Below are 16,565 nucleotides of genomic sequence, written 5' to 3'. Positions count from 1 at the left end.
CCCCTATAACGCAGGACAATTTGGGCGCACGGGGGCGCCCGACTCGCCATTGAACTCAGACCGACCTGCCAACCTGCCTGGCCAAGCCGCTCGCACAAATCGAAGGAAGCACACCCATGCCCAAAAGAACCGACATCCAGTCGATCATGATCATCGGTGCGGGGCCCATCATTATTGGGCAGGCCTGCGAATTCGACTACTCTGGCGCCCAGGCCTGTAAAGCGCTCAAGGAAGAGGGCTACCGGGTTATCCTGGTGAACTCGAACCCAGCCACCATCATGACCGATCCCGGCCTGGCCGATGCAACCTATATCGAGCCAATCACCCCCGAGGTGGTCGCCAAAATCATCGAGAAAGAGCGCCCCGACGCGCTGCTGCCTACCATGGGGGGCCAGACCGGCCTCAACACCTCGCTGGCGCTGGAAGAAATGGGTGTGCTGGAAGAATTTGGCGTCGAAATGATTGGCGCCACCCGTGACGCCATTGAGATGGCGGAAGACCGTAAACTGTTCCGCGACGCCATGGACCGTTTGGGCATTGAAAACCCCCGCGCCACCATCGTCACAGCGCCCAAGCTGGAAGATGGCAAGGCCGACCTGAATGAAGGCGTACGTATCGCCTTGGAAACGCTCGAAGATATCGGCCTGCCAGCGATCATCCGCCCAGCCTTTACCATGGGTGGAACCGGTGGCGGTGTTGCCTATAACCGGGAAGACTACGAGCACTTCTGCCGCACCGGCATGGATGCCTCGCCAGTGAACCAGATCCTGGTGGATGAGAGCCTGCTGGGTTGGAAAGAGTTCGAGATGGAAGTGGTCCGCGACAAAGCGGATAACGCGATCATCGTCTGTGCCATCGAAAACATCGACCCCATGGGCGTGCACACGGGCGACTCGATCACCGTAGCGCCAGCGCTGACCTTGACCGACAAAGAATACCAGATCATGCGCACCCACTCGATCAACGTGCTGCGCGAGATCGGCGTTGAGACCGGCGGCTCCAACGTGCAATGGGCAGTGAACCCTGCCGATGGCCGTATGGTGGTCATTGAAATGAACCCACGGGTGTCGCGCTCTTCCGCCCTTGCCTCCAAGGCGACAGGCTTCCCGATCGCCAAGATCGCTGCCAAGCTGGCCGTAGGCTATACGCTGGACGAGCTGGACAATGACATCACCAAGGTGACACCGGCCTCCTTTGAGCCCTCAATCGACTATGTCGTCACCAAGATCCCAAAGTTTGCCTTTGAGAAATTCCCCGGCTCCGAGCCCTATCTGACCACCGCGATGAAATCCGTGGGTGAAGCCATGTCCATTGGCCGCACCATCCATGAATCGATGCAAAAGGCGCTGGCCTCGATGGAATCGGGCCTCACCGGCTTTGATGAAATTGAAATCCCTGGCCTAACGATTGGCACCTGGGAGGTCGCAACCGACAAGGCTGCGGTAATCAAAGCGATCAGCCAGCAAACACCGGACCGGCTGCGCACCATCGCACAGGCCATGCGCCACGGGTTGAGCAACGATGAAATCCACGGCGTCACCAAGTTTGACCCCTGGTTCCTGGACCGCATCCGCGAAATCATCGATGCCGAAGCAGAAGTCCGCACCAACGGCTTGCCTGAGGATGAGAAAGCTCTGCGCCACCTCAAAATGCTTGGCTTTACCGATGCGCGTCTGGCCAATCTGACCGAAGCCTCTGAAAAATCTGTGCGCCATGCACGGATTGCCAAAGGCGTGACCGCGGTTTTCAAACGTATCGACACCTGCGCCGCCGAATTCGAGGCGCAGACCCCCTATATGTATTCCACCTATGAGGCCCCGATGATGGGCGAAGTGGAATGTGAGGCGCGGCCTTCGGATCGCAAAAAGGTGGTCATCCTGGGCGGCGGTCCAAACCGCATCGGCCAGGGCATCGAGTTTGACTACTGCTGCTGCCACGCCTGCTATGCGCTGACGGACGCGGGCTATGAGACCATCATGGTCAACTGCAACCCAGAGACCGTGTCGACCGACTATGACACCTCGGACCGTCTGTATTTCGAGCCGCTCACCTTTGAACATGTGATGGAAATCCTGCGGGTTGAACAGGAAAACGGCACCCTCCACGGCGTCATCGTTCAGTTCGGCGGTCAGACCCCGCTAAAACTGGCCAATGCGCTGGAAGAGGAAGGTATTCCTATCCTCGGCACCTCTCCCGATGCTATTGACCTGGCCGAAGATCGCGAGCGTTTCCAGGAATTGGTGAACAATCTGGGCCTCAAGCAGCCACATAACGGCATTGCCTCCACGGACGAACAAGCATTGGAAATCGCCGAAGAAATCGGCTTCCCACTGGTCATTCGCCCCTCTTACGTTCTGGGCGGCCGGGCGATGGAAATCGTGCGCGACATGGATCAGCTGAAACGCTACATCAACGAGGCCGTGGTGGTCTCCGGTGACAGCCCTGTGTTGCTCGACAGCTACCTGTCCGGCGCGGTGGAGCTGGATGTGGATGCGATCTGCGACGGCACGGATGTGCATGTGGCAGGTATCATGCAGCACATTGAGGAAGCCGGTGTGCACTCGGGCGACAGCGCCTGCTCCCTGCCGCCCTACTCCCTGTCCAAGGAGATTCTGGAAGAGATAAAGACCCAGACCTATGCGCTGGCCAAGGCATTGAATGTTGTCGGCCTAATGAACATCCAGTTCGCCATCAAGGACGGGGTGATCTTCCTCATTGAGGTCAACCCCCGCGCCAGCCGGACCGTACCCTTTGTGGCCAAAGCCACCGACAGCGCCATTGCCTCGATTGCGGCGCGCGTTATGGCCGGTGAAAAGCTGACCGCCTTCCCCCATCGCGGCGCCTATAAACCCGATGCAGGCTATGATGTGGATACGCCGATGGCGGACCCGATGACCCTGGCTGATCCCGACATGCCCTGGTTCTCAGTCAAAGAAGCGGTTCTGCCCTTTGCCCGCTTCCCCGGCGTTGACACCTTGCTGGGGCCAGAAATGCGCTCCACCGGTGAGGTCATGGGTTGGGACCGCGACTTCCCGCGCGCCTTCCTGAAGGCGCAGATGGGCGCGGGCATGGTGCTGCCAAGCGAGGGCCGCGCCTTTATGTCGATCAAGGACGCCGACAAGGGCGCACCGATGCTGGAAGCGGCCAAGGTACTGGTAGAGCAAGGTTTTACCCTGGTGGCCACCGGCGGCACCCAGAGCTGGCTGGAAGGTCACGGCGTCGCTTGTGAGCTGGTCAACAAGGTCTATGAGGGCCGCCCCCATGTGGTGGACCTGCTCAAAGACGGCCATGTGCAGCTGTTGATGAACACCACCGAGGGTGCGCAGGCTGTTGAAGACAGCAAAGAAATGCGCTCGGTCGCGCTCTATGACAAGATCCCCTATTTCACCACCGCCGCCGCCGCGAATGCCGCCGCCCTGGCGATCAAGGCCCAGGCCGAGGGTGAGGTTGAGGTGAAGTCATTGCAGGGGTAATCCCCCAGGCAGAGAAAGTGATCCAGCACCGTTTCACAGGCCCCGGGACATATCCTGGGGCCTTTTTCATTGGCGGCTCTTTTTCCTCTTCCAGCCACAACCCTGAACCAAACTTTTCCCAGGCATTGACCTTTTGAGTTGCACACCTATAACTGCCAGTCAGTAACGCGAGGATTTCCCTAAATGTTTTGGTCCCGCCCCCGGGTTTCTCCGGATATCAAAGACTGGATTGAGGAATGCTTTGACTGGTTTGATGACAGGTTTGAGCCACCCAAGGCTCCAATCCTGCCGACCAAGGATTTCTTCAAAGCAGGCGGCGGCGAAAGTCAGGAAACCGCCCAGCAAGTCCTCAAGGATGTGACGCGGCTTCTCCATTTTGATCACCCAATAGACCTGGTCCCTTTGGATGTGTTGTCAGCAGAGTATCGCATCGACTATAATTCCTCCTCCGCTGTCGCTGGCACCTTTCAGAACGACGGCGAAAATGCCGTAATCCGCTATGATCCCGAGCTGCTGAAAAGCCCGCTGCAATTCATCAATATACTGGCTCATGAAGTCATGCATGCCAGGTTATCCGGCTTGGAAGATGAAGTTCCAGGTGGCGCTGGCGCCCATGAACTGGCCACAGATTTAGGCTGTATTATCGCCGGATTTGGCGTGTTTCAGTTGCAAGGCGCCGATGATGCGGGATGGACCGGCTACATGAGCCAGGACTCACGCGCCTATGCCTTGGGCCTGTTCTTGCGCCGCCGCGGATTAGAGCGAGACAGTGTAGCTAGGCATTTGACCCCAAAATGCCAAAAACTGCTCACCAAAGCGATGAAAACTCAAACCTAGGATAAGGTTGAGGTGAAAAGCCTGCAGGGGAAAAAGATCTCGGAATCGCTTCATCGGGGCGTTTCCGAGAAGCGGTGAGAGACCAGATTCGAAAGACCAATTTCTAAACTTTTTAATTACAGTTCTGAGTGCCCAACTGAAAATATCAGCTTGATCGAACAGGGAAAAGTAATGGCAAAGAGCGAACGTCATATTGGTGGATTGTTTGAAATTCAAATCAATCCAGATCGCTGCATCTATGGCCTCTGCGTAGATTTTATTCGTGGTGGCGAATTCGAAGTCAGTATGGGGCACCTCATGCATTTTTTCCATGGAACCTTTACGCAGCCGCTGTCGGATCCAGAAGAAGTCCTATTAAGTGATCTGCGGTTTTCAGGCTTTATCAATCTGAATTCCTTTGTTCGTGGGAAAGCCGCCAAACGTGTCGCCAGCCCGGAAATTCCCGTCGAACTGGCGGGACCGATTTTTTTCCGAAATGGATGCACCCCGGAGATGGGTGAGCAACCTCCACGCTTTGTTGAATGTGTGGTACGAAGTTACCTAAATGGAAAAGAGACGCTGGAGGATGAAACCCGTTTCTCACAAGAGCAAATCAGGTACATGTCGAGTGAATCTCTCTATCTACTTCCTGGGATCGAACACCAGTATAAATACGATTGTTCACCAAAGCACGAATTTTGCTTTTATCAAGGCCTCGTGGAAACTTATTCCCCTACAGAGCCGGTGTTTTGAATGCGCATCAGTCTTACCGAGAATTGACACCAAAATTCTAGACCCCTCCGGGTGACCCTCACCCGGAGCTATTTGAAAACAGGGGAATAGTCCCTACAACTACCCGCCGCAATGCAAAGGCATGTACCCAGATCTGTGTGATGGATGCTGCCCAGTCTGGTCGACCAGGCAGCATCTTCAAGTCGACGTTAGGTAGCCAGTGCTGCCTTCTCCCGCTTTTCATCGCGGGCAAAGAAGATCAGGTAGAACACCGGTGCCGCCACTAGGGTGAGCACGGTGGCAAAGGCAAGGCCGCCCATGATCGTCACCGCCATGGAGACAAAGAAGGCATCCCACAAAAGCGGGATCATCCCCAGAATGGTCGTGACCGCCGCCAGCATCACCGGACGCAGACGCGAGACAGAGGCTTCGACGATGGCCTCGCGCAGGGGTTTGCCCTCGGCGCGGACCAGGTCGATCTCTTCAACCAGAACAATGCCGTTCTTGATCAACATGCCAGATAGGCTCAGCAGGCCCAAAAGCGCGGTAAAGGTGAAGGGCAGACCCGTGCCCAGCAGCCCCATGGCCACGCCGTTCACCGACATCGGCACCAAGAGCCAGATAATGATCGGCTGGCGGATGGCATTGAACAAGAAGACCGAGATCATCACCATGATCAGCGCCGTCACCGGCAACTGTTTGCCAAGGCTCTCATTGGCATCACCTGAGCTCTCATGGTCGCCCCCCCATTCCATGGCATAGCCTGGCGGCAGTTGCATCTCTTCGATGGTCGACTGAATCTCGGCAAAGACCGTGGCAGCCGTCAGCTCCACCGGGATATCGGCCCCGACAGTGAGTGTTGGAACCCGATCCCTGCGATGCAGCAGGGTGTCTTCCAGCTCCAGATCCACCCCGTCGATCATCTGCTCCATCGGCAGGAATTTCTGCGCGGTGTTGGAGTAAACCACCTGATCCATGATGTTATAGCCGCCCTCCTGCGCTCGCCGTATGACAATTGGAATCAAGCGGTCCTGTTCGCGGAACACCCCGGCCTGCAGCCCGTCAGTTGAGAACAGCAGCGTATCTGCGATGTCTTCGCGCGCGATGCCCGCAGTCTGCGCCCGCTCCGTGGCATAGCGCGGCGTCAGGACCAGTTCGCGCTCCCGCCAATTCTGTCGAGGGCTGAGGATATTGGGGGAGGCGGCCTCCAGTCGGCGCATGGCCTCTTCCCCCAGTTGCCGCAGCACAGTTGCGTCCGGCCCGGAAAACCGCACCTGGATCGGATCGCCGCCGCCGGGGCCAAAGACCAGCCGCTTGGTCCGAAACTCCCCTTCCGGGAACCGACTCTGGCCAAAGGCCTCAAGATCCGCCTGAAGCGGTGGAATTGCCGCAAGATCCTCTGTGCGAATTATCAGATGGCCGTAGCTCGGGTTCGGCTTTTCAGCGTTGTAGGTCAATAGGAACCGCGAGGCCCCCTGCCCGACAAAGGTGGAGAAATCCACCACATCCTCCCGTTTGGACAGCCAGTCCTCCACCACCTGCAGATGCGCCGAGGTTGTCTCGATGGTGCTGCCCTGTGGCAATTTATAGTGCACAAAAAACAAAGGCGTGTTGGAGTTCGGAAAGAACTGCTGTTTGACGGTACCAAAAGCGGCAAAACAGACAACGGTGAGGCCGATCAGCCCAACCACCACCAGCCAGCGCAGCTTGAGCGAGATCCGCAGCAGGCCGCCATAGGCCCGAAACAGCAGGCCACCATAGGCGTCCGCTGAGCCTTCATGCCCCTGCTTGAAAAAGTAATGCCCCAGAATTGGCGTCGCAGTCAGGGCCAGGACCCAGCTCAAGAGCAGCGATATCGCAATCACGGCAAAAAGAGAAAACAGGAATTCCCCCGCAGAATCCGGGCTAAGTCCGATGCCGGCAAAGGCCATGATGCCAATCACCGTCGCGCCCAAGAGCGGGATCTGGGTTTTGGAAGCAGCATCATGTGCGGCCTCGCGTGAACTGCGCCCACGTTGCATGGAAATCTGCATGCCTTCGGCAACAACGATCGCGTTATCCACCAGCATCCCCATGGCAATGATCAGAGCACCCAGTGAAATCCGCTCCATTTCAATGGAAAACAGGTTCATGAACAAAAGCGTGCCAACCACCGTCAACAAGAGGGTCGCCCCCACCACGACCGCGGCGCGCCAGCCCATAAACAGAGCCAATACCGCGACAACGATGGCAACCGAAGTCGCCAGATTGACCAGAAAGTCGTTTGAGGCCTGATCCACCACCACATGCTGCTGATAGATCGGCAAGAGCTCAACGCCAAAGGGGATTTGCGCGTCCAGCGCGGCCAAACGGGCATCTACCCGGGCACCAACTTCTACAATGTTTTCGCTTGCCAGACCTGCAATGCCCATGGTGAAGGCTTCGACGCCATTGTGACGGATCATCAGATCAGGGTTGCTGGTGCGGCCGCGGTACACTTTTGCCATATCAACGACATTGATGACCTCACCCTGGGCCCCTATGGACAACCCGGCGATTTCGGACACCGTGTCAGAACCCTCAGGGGCACTGATGCGAGTCTCAGCCGCGGCGCCGTCCAGATAACCACCAGAGCGCACCGTATTGGAGGTAGCAATGGAATTTGCAATTGCCGCAATCGAGATGTTTTGGTTGACCGAAATCGCCATATCGGGCTCAACAAAAACCGCCTCATCCGGCAGGCCCGAAATCTCGACATCGGCAACCCCGTCCACGGCCAGCAGTTCACGGCGCAGGAACGTTGCCAATTCATGCTTCTCTGCATCTGTGTAGCCCTCTGATGTGACGGCATAAAACAGGCCAAAAACATCTCCAAAGCTGTCATTCACATAGGGCTGCGACACCCCATCGGGCAACCCCCTGGAGGCATCGCGGATCTTGGCACGCAGATCTGTCCAAATTGCGGGCAGTTCGGTGCCATCATAGATGTCCTGCATTTCCACTTCGATCAAAGAACTGCCTGGCCGGTTGATCGAGGTGATGGTTTTGACTTCCCCCATTTTCTGGATGGCGGATTCCAGTGGTTCCGTGACTTCACGGGCCACCTGTTCGGCGCTGGCTCCGGGATAGGCCGTGACGATCACCGCCTGTTTGATGGTAAAGGCCGGGTCTTCCAGACGTCCGAGGTTTAAGAACCCCCAGATCCCGCCAAGAAGGGCCACCAGCATGATGATCCAGGTGTAAAGTGGCCGGTCGATTGAGGCGCGTGCGATATCCATGGTCTCAGCCTCAGTTCGCAAAGCCGGTGAACCGGCGGACCTTTTGGCCGTCGATCAAAGCGCTGCCGCCGGTCGAAACAATCTCCTCGCCTCCCTCCAGTCCAGAGGAGATGGCAAAGCTACCATGTTGGGTTGCGCTCAACGCCACCTCGACCCAGGTTACCTCTCCGGTATCGCCGCCTTTGGGCGTGAACACCATGACACCTGTCTCCCCTGTCGGGGTGGTCACAATGGCGGTGGGCGGCACCAGAATGCCCTGCTCCCCCGTATCCACCTTGACCTGCACGGTGGCCGAGGCCCCCGGCAGGATCTGTCGGCCCTCTGGGGGCTCCATGCTAAAGGTCACCCGGTAGGTCTGACCAATATTGCTGGCCTCAGCGGTAAATTCGAGGATCTGAAGCGGGAAGCTCTCGTCGCTGCCGGGAAAGGTCGCCGTGGTCAAGACATTGTCGCCGCGATCCGCACGCTGGAACAGCACCTCAGGCACGTCGACTTCGATATGCAGCACTGACATGTCATGGAGGCGGACAATCGGTGCCCCTGCGGCAACGGTCGTGAAATTTTCCACTTCGCGGGTAGAGACCAGGGCCTCAAACGGTGCGTTCAAAGTGGCATGGCGCAGTTCGTATTCCGCATTGCGCAGCGCCACCCGGGTCAAGCCTGCCTGGGTCGCGGCATCCTCGATAGAGACCGCGCTCACGGTGCCTTTGAGCCGTTCCAAACGATTGACCGTGCGATCGGCCTGTTCCTTTTGCAGCCGTGCCTGTTCCAGGTTCAGCTCAAAAGGTTCTAGATCCAGCTCAGCGATCAGCTGCCCTTCTGGCACGATATAACCTTCTGCCACCGGGAACCGCAGCACTTGGCCTGGAACCTGAAAGGCCAGATCAACCGTCTGTTTGGCCGCTACCTGTCCAAAAAACTGCCGCTCAAGAAGACGTGTCCCTGATTGGGTAGTCATTAACTTTACCGGTTTGAGGACTTCCTCTGCCTGCACAGCTCCAGCCAGGCCCAGCCCTACCGTCATCACCGCCGGACCTGCCAGAACCGGCAGCATTGCTACGGCTAACTTTTGCATAAGGTGCATGTCTTACTTCTCCTTGCCGGGACACCGGTTGGCGCACCCAAGAAATTTGTTTTGTAGCTTATCGGATAACAGCGCAAATTGCTGAATATCGTCGTCATTGAGACCGCAGATCTCACGAAATGCCCGTTCTGCCCGCTTTTCCAGCGCCGCGCGCAGACTGTTCCCCTTAGCCGTCAGCTGCAGCAAAAAGGCTCGGCGGTCCTCAGCATCGCGCACCCGCAGGACCAGACCATCCTGCTCCAGACGGTCCGCAGCCATAGTCACGCTCGACGGAACCAGTATCATTCTCTTTGCCAACTCACCCATGCGGCGCGGGGTATCCAGTTGCAGCAAGAGATTACACTCCACCCGCCCCAGGCCACTGGTGATTTCCTGCTTTGCCAGGGCATCATCTAAGCGCCAATAGAGAGAAAATATCCCCAACAGCACCCGCATCTCAGCGCTGGTCTTGTTCTGGGATGAAGGATTTTTCCGGGCCTGTGGCATCTGGATCAGTTCAATTCATTGTGATTCCATTCGCTATACTTCACCTGATGAACCTTTCATGTGATGAACATCACACTTCTGCTTACGAATCCGGGCGCAGATACCCGTCGTCAACCTTGACCTTTGGGTCAAAAAAGCGTCACAAATACGGGGTTTCTTCCCCATAGGGTCTCTGTCATGTACACAGCCGCAATCACCGGCACCGGGGTTTTCACCCCCGCCCAAACCATCACCAATGCTGAACTGGTAGAGGCCTATAATGCCTACGCCGACAAGATCAACGCCGAGAATGCCGAGGCCATTGCCGCTGGCAGCTTTGAGGCCCTGCCCCATTCTTCGGAAGAATTCATCTTTAAGGCCTCAGGCATTGAGCAGCGCTATGTGATGGACAAGGCAGGGGTATTGAACCCTGAGATCATGTACCCACAGCTGCGCCAACGAGACGATTCCGAACCCGGCATCATGGCCGAAATCGCGCTGGACGCAGCCAAAAAGGCGCTAAAGCAGGCCGGCAAGACGGCAGAGGACGTTGATCTGGTAATCTGTGCGGCCTCGAATATGGAGCGCGCCTACCCCGCCGTGGCCATCGAAATACAGGATCTTCTGGGCATCAAGGGCTTTGCCTTTGACATGAATGTCGCCTGTTCTTCTGCGACCTTTGGTATCCAGACCGCCGCTGATATGATCCGTTCCGGCAGCATCCGCTCAGCACTGGTTGTGAACCCAGAGATCTGCTCTGGCCATCTGGAATGGCGTGACCGTGACTGTCACTTCATCTTTGGCGACGTGGCCACTGCCACCCTTTTGGAGCGCCTTGAGGATGCCAAAGGCGACCATTTCGAAATCCTGTCCACCCGGTGCGCCACTGATTTCTCCAACAACATCCGCAACAACAACGGCTTCCTGCGTCGTTCACGCCCCGACGGGGTCGCAGACCGGCGCGATATGCAGTTCATGCAAAATGGCCGCAAAGTGTTCAAGGAAGTTCTGCCCATGGTCAGCCAGCATATTGCCAGTCACATGGCGGCTGAAGGTGTCGAGCGCGAAGAGCTCAAACGGCTGTGGTTGCACCAGGCAAACAAATCGATGAATGATTTCATTGGCAAAAAGACCCTGGGGCGCGCGCCTGCCGCGGATGAGCAGCCCAATATTTTACAAGACTACGCCAATACCTCTTCGGCCGGATCGATTATCGCCTTTTCAAAATACTCCGAAGATCTTGGCGAGGGCGATCTAGGGCTAATCTGTTCCTTCGGCGCAGGTTACTCCGTAGGCTCGGTGATCCTGAAACGCCACAAAGCCTAGGAACAAGGCTCAGGACTGCGGCGCTTCACATCGCCGCGTCACGCCCTGAGGCTGAGGGATCACTGATACGCATCTCTCCGCTTGAGACCTATACTAAACACGAGCCTTCCAAGCAGGTTTTGCGCCAACACCTGATATAGCGCCGATCTCTGGACTGTACCCGGGAATCGTCATCTATAGCAGTCAGGCCGCAGGCCGAGCCTACGGCAGGTCTTTCAACTCCAAGCGCTAGGCGCTCTCTTCTTCGAGATGGAGTTTCATGTCCAAAAGCACATGCTGCAGCATAACGGTTTCACGTAGCAGCCGCTTGGCCTCATTCACCGTGATAATCCCATCCTCTATGGCGGTTTGATATTCGCTCATCAAGAAGGCAAATCGCTGGCTCAATGCGATGACATCTGCGTTCACGCCACCGCTGCGGGTAACGCTTGCATCGCCATTGCTCGCATTTTTGGTGTCATAGGACAGGGTGATGTTCTTCAGATCTGCCAGAGCAGAGGTCACATGAGGGTATGAGGCCTCTTGTTCCAGCTTGGCCACAGCATCGACTGGCATAAACCGGTCGGTGTGCTCTGCATTATCGGAATAATATCGTCCCAAAGTCGCCTTGGATTTGCCGGTGATCTGGCAGGCTGCCTCGATCCCAACATCCTTTACCAGGGCCTCAGTATGCTTTTTTAGGTAAGTACCGATCTCTGCCATTAATTTTCACCAGCCATGCCGCGCCAAAAGGGGAAGGACGGGAGTAATTTCCCATGCCGATGTTGTAAAGTATTTGTTATTCTTACACCATCCCTAAGGTTTTCAGGGATTTAGCGAGTGACGGGGGAGTATTTTGACCCTCATTGTATCTCGGAACCGGCTTAGTGAGTGGGCTTGGTTTTGACGCGGGACGCATTTTCCCGTGGTTTTTTGAGTGGGCACGTTTTTGGCCTAAGTACCCTTCCTGATGTGTCGGCAATATCGGCCGCCCTCCCCTTTTGAGCACCAGTTCTTGGGGATCAGGGGGGGTATGATCATATTGCTTCGCATGTGGCTCACGGCGCCCTCCCCTTGGGGGAAAAGCTTAACCCACAGAAAATAAACGAATTTTTTCACATACAGGTTGACGTCGAATTCTCATGGGCACCGCCTTTGTTGCGCCACACCAGGCCATTGGGTGCGGCAGCGCTCGTGACTGTAAAACAGCGCCCCTATCGACGGTTTGCCTCCCTCGTCCTCTTGCCCCCCCTGCCCGCGACAGGCTAAAGGGACGCCATGGCAAAGCTCTACTTCAACTACTCGACCATGAATGCAGGCAAGTCAGCCGTTCTGCTGCAGGCCTCGCACAACTACCGTGAAAACAACATGGATACCTATCTGCTGACCGCGCAGATCGACACGCGGGAAGGTAAAGGGAGAATCGCTTCGCGTATTGGCATAAGCGAAGCCGCCGAGACCTTTGCCCCCGGCGAGGATCTGTTTGCCAAAATAGGCGCGCGCCTGAAACAGGGGAAAGTCGCCAGCATCTTCATCGATGAAGCCCAGTTTCTGACCTCAGATCAGGTCTGGCAGTTGGCAACGGTGGTGGATGATCTCAAGGTCCCCGTTCTGTGCTACGGGCTGAGGGTCGATTTTCAAGGACAGTTGTTTCCTGGCTCTGCCGCCTTGCTGGCCTTGGCGGATGAAATGCGCGAGGTGCGCACAATCTGTCATTGCGGCAAGAAGGCCACCATGGTGATCCGCCAGGATGCAGAGGGACGCGCCATCATCAAAGGCGATCAGGTGCAAATTGGCGGCAACGAGAGCTATGTATCCCTGTGTCGCCGCCATTGGCGCGAGGCCATGGCACAGGGGAACTAATCCCCCGGGGGAGAAACGCGCCAGCCCGGTACGGGTCGTCGGCACCCTATGGGGGCTCTGCCCCCTCGCGCCGCTGGCGCTCACCCCCGGAATATTTAGGGAAAAGTGAAACCTGAAAAAGCGCCCAGTTCACCGCCCCAGCTCAGATGCCGCCCCTCAGACTTGGTTTGGCAGCGGCTGCCCCGCGACAAATGCGGCGACATTGTCCAGTGCCATATTTCCCATGGCACTGCGCACCTCATCAGTGGCAGTGCCCAGATGTGGAAGCAAGGTGACATTGGACAGCTCGCGCAACTCCGCTGGAACTTCTGGTTCAAATTCATAAACATCCAAGCCAGCCCCGGCGATACGCTGCTTTTGCAGAGCGGAAATCAAGGCGTGTTGCTGGACCACTTCGCCACGTGCAATATTGATCAGATGCGCATGAGGCTGCATGGCCGCCAAAACAGATGCATCCACCAGATGACGCGTCTCTGACCCTCCCGGAACCGCCACAACGAGGAAATCCACCTTGGCAGCCAGTTGCACGGGGTCGGCTATACGCGTGACCGGGAACCCAGGAGTCTTTTCGCTGCGTGCGCTGTAAAAGACCTGCATATCAAAGCCAAAATGGCAACGTTGGGCAATCGCAGCGCCAATACGGCCCATACCGATCACCCCCAGCCGCTTGCCCGTCACATGCTGCCCCAGCATCTGGGTTGGATGCCAGCCAGGCCAATTGCCACTGCGCACCAGGCGTTCTCCCTCAGCTGCGCGGCGCGCCGACATCAAGATCAGCGCCAATGCGATATCCGCCGTCGCATCAGTCACAGCACCTGGCGTATTGCTGACTGCAATCCCGCTGGCAGTGGCTGCTGCGACATCAATGTGATTGAAGCCAACCCCAAAATTGGCCAAGAGCCGACAGCTCGGCTTTGGTGTTTCTGCGAAAATCCCAGCATCAAAGCCGTCCCCCAGGGTCGGCATCACCATGTCATAGTCGCGCAGCGCAGACAGCATCTCTGGCCGAGTCATGACTGCGGTCTCACGCCGAAAATCCACGTCAAACTCAGCTCGCGCCCGTGCTTCTACCGCCGCAGTCATCGGGCGGGTAATCAAGAGCTTCATGGTCAGTGCATCCTTCCGCCCAAAGGCACCGGGCCGTCGGGCCCAACCAAACGGATTTCACCTGTGTCATCCGGCAGGCCCAGCACCAGAACCTCAGACATGAACTTGCCAATCTGTCTTGGCGGAAAATTCACCACCGCCAAGACCTGTTTACCAATCAACGTCTGTGGCGTGTAATGCGCGGTCACCTGAGCTGAGGTCTTCTTTTCGCCTATCTCTGGACCAAAATCGATCCAGATCTTGATCGCCGGCTTGCGCGCCTCCGGATAGGGTTCTGCGCGAATGACCTCGCCGACACGGATATCTACCTTCATAAAGTCGTCAAAAGTGATTTCAGCCACGCGCCAGCTCCTTTGATCGGTTGGTCGCCGCAGCCACGGCCCGGCCGAGCAAATCCGGAAAACCGGTGTCTTCCTGCATCAAAACCTCAAGAGCCGCCTGGGTGGTGCCATTGGGGCTGGTCACATTGATACGCAACTGACTGGGGCTTTCGTCAGCCACACTGGCCAATGCCCCTGCCCCTGCCACGGTGGCTTTGGCCAGCTTCATCGATAGATCTGCTGACAGACCCTGCGCCTCTCCGGCGGCGGCGAGCGTCTCGATCAAGTGGAAAACATAAGCAGGACCAGAGCCGCTCACGCCGGTGACGGCATCGATCTGCGCCTCCGCCTCCAGCCGCACGGTCTGACCTATGGCCTTCAGGAGCCCTTCAGCCCTATTCAAATCCTCTGCGGTAGCATGGGCATTCCCCACCATTGCAGTGATGCCCTGGCCAATTGCCGCTGGGGTATTGGGCATGGCGCGAATGATCGGCGTCTGCGCGCCCAGGATCTCTTCGAAACTGGCAATAGAGGTCCCTGCCGCAACCGAGACAAACAGCGTGTCACCATTGCCCAGCGCCTGGAGCTTGGGCAGCGCAGCCCCCATCATCTGTGGCTTCACCGCAACCAGCACCAGGGCAGGAGTGGCTGGCAGATCGACATTGATATTCACGCCTGTCGACTGTAGCCATTCAGAAGGATTGGGGTCGAGCACCCAGACGGAGGATGCGGGCAATCCGCCCTCCAACCAGCCCGCCAACATGGCAGAACCCATTTTGCCGCAGCCCAGCAGCACCAGCCCGCGCGTTTCAATACCGGTTGTCATCTTCCGACTGCCTCTCTCAGGTGTTTCCATATCAATGCATAGGCTTACGCCCGACCATATGCCTCTGCAATTGCGACCCCAATCGCCTCGCTGGGGGATCTTTCCGCCCAGGTCGTCAGTTGAATAGCCGGGTAATAGCGTTCGCAATTGCTCACTGCCGCGTGGATCATGGCGTCAACCTGTTGTGGGCTGGCAGACTGCCCACCGGCCAAAACCAACCCATAGCGGTAGAGCATAACCTTGTGGTCGGCCCAGTAGGTAAACCCCCCCGCCCAGCACTGATCATTCATCAGGTTGATCAGCTCATAGAGCTGAGGGATCTTGACCTCAGGCGGTTCCATCTCATAGCTGCAAACCAGTCGCAGCGTTTCCTCATAAGCCGACCAAGCCAGCGTCAGGGAATAGGTCCGCCATTGGCCTTCTACGGCCATGGCAATCTGATCATCACCAATGCGATCAAAATCCCAGTCGTGGTGGGCTGCCAGATTTTCAACGATGTCAATGGGGTGAATATCGTCGTCCAAATGAAATTCGGAAAGGGCCATGTCTCACCTCTCAGGTCTCTAGCCGCTCGGGCCAATATAGCCCCCTACAGCTAGGTTTCTGGTCAAGGGACCGGGGAGCATCCCCGCCTCCATACTAGATATGGTGGCAAGGGGGCTAGAAACTGGCAAGCCCTTATTTGGGGATATCTTCAATAAGTTGTGGACGAATAACTATTCACCTCAAGATATCGGCGCATTTGCGCGAGACTTAACCAATTTGGAAAAACCGCCGCTCCGATCGCAAAACCCGGCAGATATTGCAACGCAAGGTCGAGAGGAGCCCAATGAAAACAGTCCAAGGACTTCATGGGCCGAACCTCCGCCTGAGGCCCGAGCACAGCCCTGACTTCATCTTTCTAGAAACATACCCGCCGTAGGCATCCCTGCTCAAAGCGAAAGACTGCCCATACGGCCAAATTTTGGATCATGCCCGCCCAGGCGCCCGGGCAGACCAGCAAATGACCAGCCCTGGCGCGGCCCGCAATGATATCAGCCCTTGGCCTCAAGCGAATCTAGCCGGGCCTTCAGGGCTTCATTCTCTTCCCGCGCCTTCTGGGCCATCGCCCGTACAGCGTCAAATTCTTCGCGGGTGACAAAATCCCGGTCTGCCAACCAGCGATCCATCAGGCTCTTCATCGCGGTTTCCGCTTCGTCCTTAGCGCCCTGGGCCACGCCCATCGCATTGGTCATCAACTGCGAAATGTCGTCCATGATCTTGTTTCGGCTCTGCATCATCTTCTCCGTATCACTCTTACCCCCTATATGGGGCCGC

At 57.0% G+C, this 16,565-nt stretch carries 14 protein-coding genes; 5 read left to right on the top strand and 9 right to left on the bottom strand.

Translation table 11 applies throughout. The features are described 5' to 3' along the window. The first annotated feature begins 116 nt into the window (after positions 1 to 116). From carB to MED193_RS19795, 3 genes are all read left to right on the top strand, one after another. Entirely contained in the window at positions 117 to 3,473 is a 3,357-nt protein-coding gene (carB, locus tag MED193_RS19805) for a carbamoyl-phosphate synthase large subunit (RefSeq protein WP_009811562.1), read from the top strand. Between the two features lie 183 nt (positions 3,474 to 3,656). Further along, positions 3,657 to 4,310, top strand: a complete 654-nt coding sequence (locus tag MED193_RS19800) for a hypothetical protein (RefSeq protein WP_009811561.1) — start codon at positions 3,657 to 3,659, stop codon at positions 4,308 to 4,310. A gap of 171 nt (positions 4,311 to 4,481) precedes the next feature. Next, complete coding sequence (locus MED193_RS19795; RefSeq protein ID WP_009811560.1) at positions 4,482 to 5,042, top strand: hypothetical protein; 561 nt, start codon at positions 4,482 to 4,484, stop codon at positions 5,040 to 5,042. A gap of 188 nt (positions 5,043 to 5,230) precedes the next feature. Here the strand turns inward: MED193_RS19795 and MED193_RS19790 are convergent, their stop codons facing one another. Genes MED193_RS19790 through MED193_RS19780 form a run of 3 tightly spaced genes read right to left on the bottom strand, consistent with a single transcriptional unit; the run spans position 5,231 to position 9,848 of the window. Further along, positions 5,231 to 8,278 carry an efflux RND transporter permease subunit gene (locus MED193_RS19790; protein ID WP_009811559.1) on the bottom strand — a complete coding sequence of 1,016 codons (3,048 nt, stop codon included), beginning with the start codon at positions 8,276 to 8,278 and terminating at the stop codon, positions 5,231 to 5,233. A gap of 10 nt (positions 8,279 to 8,288) precedes the next feature. Continuing rightward, entirely contained in the window at positions 8,289 to 9,362 is a 1,074-nt protein-coding gene (locus tag MED193_RS19785; RefSeq protein ID WP_039966447.1) for an efflux RND transporter periplasmic adaptor subunit, read from the bottom strand. Between the two features lie 3 nt (positions 9,363 to 9,365). Continuing rightward, the gene (locus MED193_RS19780; RefSeq protein ID WP_009811557.1) at positions 9,366 to 9,848 is read right to left on the bottom strand and encodes a MarR family winged helix-turn-helix transcriptional regulator; all 483 of its coding nucleotides are present in this window, start codon (positions 9,846 to 9,848) and stop codon (positions 9,366 to 9,368) included. A 177-nt stretch (positions 9,849 to 10,025) separates the two neighbouring features. Here MED193_RS19780 and MED193_RS19775 point away from each other — a divergent pair, with 177 nt between their 5' ends. Continuing rightward, entirely contained in the window at positions 10,026 to 11,153 is a 1,128-nt protein-coding gene (locus MED193_RS19775; RefSeq protein ID WP_009811556.1) for a beta-ketoacyl-ACP synthase III, read from the top strand. A 228-nt stretch (positions 11,154 to 11,381) separates the two neighbouring features. Here MED193_RS19775 and MED193_RS19770 read toward each other — a convergent pair whose 3' ends face one another. Next, a complete protein-coding gene (locus tag MED193_RS19770) occupies positions 11,382 to 11,855 on the bottom strand; it encodes a hypothetical protein (protein WP_009811555.1) in 474 nt (157 codons plus the stop codon). 555 nt (positions 11,856 to 12,410) lie between these two features. Here MED193_RS19770 and MED193_RS19765 point away from each other — a divergent pair. Next, entirely contained in the window at positions 12,411 to 12,995 is a 585-nt protein-coding gene (locus tag MED193_RS19765) for a thymidine kinase (protein WP_009811554.1), read from the top strand. 156 nt (positions 12,996 to 13,151) lie between these two features. Here MED193_RS19765 and MED193_RS19760 read toward each other — a convergent pair whose 3' ends face one another. The 5 genes from MED193_RS19760 to MED193_RS19740 all read right to left on the bottom strand — a co-directional run bounded on the left by MED193_RS19760 (position 13,152) and on the right by MED193_RS19740 (position 16,525). After that, positions 13,152 to 14,102: a D-glycerate dehydrogenase gene (locus MED193_RS19760; protein ID WP_009811553.1), complete on the bottom strand. Its 951-nt coding sequence runs from the start codon at positions 14,100 to 14,102 to the stop codon at positions 13,152 to 13,154. Positions 14,103 to 14,104: 2 nt separating this feature from the next. Continuing rightward, positions 14,105 to 14,443 carry a tRNA-binding protein gene (locus tag MED193_RS19755; RefSeq protein ID WP_009811552.1) on the bottom strand — a complete coding sequence of 113 codons (339 nt, stop codon included), beginning with the start codon at positions 14,441 to 14,443 and terminating at the stop codon, positions 14,105 to 14,107. Beyond that, complete coding sequence (gene proC / locus MED193_RS19750; RefSeq protein ID WP_009811551.1) at positions 14,436 to 15,248, bottom strand: pyrroline-5-carboxylate reductase; 813 nt, start codon at positions 15,246 to 15,248, stop codon at positions 14,436 to 14,438. The genes MED193_RS19755 and proC overlap by 8 nt, the downstream gene beginning before the upstream one ends. Positions 15,249 to 15,292: 44 nt before the next feature. Next, on the bottom strand, positions 15,293 to 15,793 hold the full coding sequence (locus MED193_RS19745; RefSeq protein ID WP_009811550.1) for a YbjN domain-containing protein: 501 nt from the start codon (positions 15,791 to 15,793) through the stop codon (positions 15,293 to 15,295). Positions 15,794 to 16,282: 489 nt separating this feature from the next. Next, positions 16,283 to 16,525, bottom strand: a complete 243-nt coding sequence (locus tag MED193_RS19740) for an accessory factor UbiK family protein (protein ID WP_039966446.1) — start codon at positions 16,523 to 16,525, stop codon at positions 16,283 to 16,285. Positions 16,526 to 16,565: the final 40 nt, after the last annotated feature.

Source organism: Roseobacter sp. MED193, assembly GCF_000152965.1.
GTDB lineage: Bacteria > Pseudomonadota > Alphaproteobacteria > Rhodobacterales > Rhodobacteraceae > Pseudophaeobacter.
Note: the sequence above shows the minus strand (reverse complement) of the source record. Positions and strands in the feature narration are given on the sequence as shown.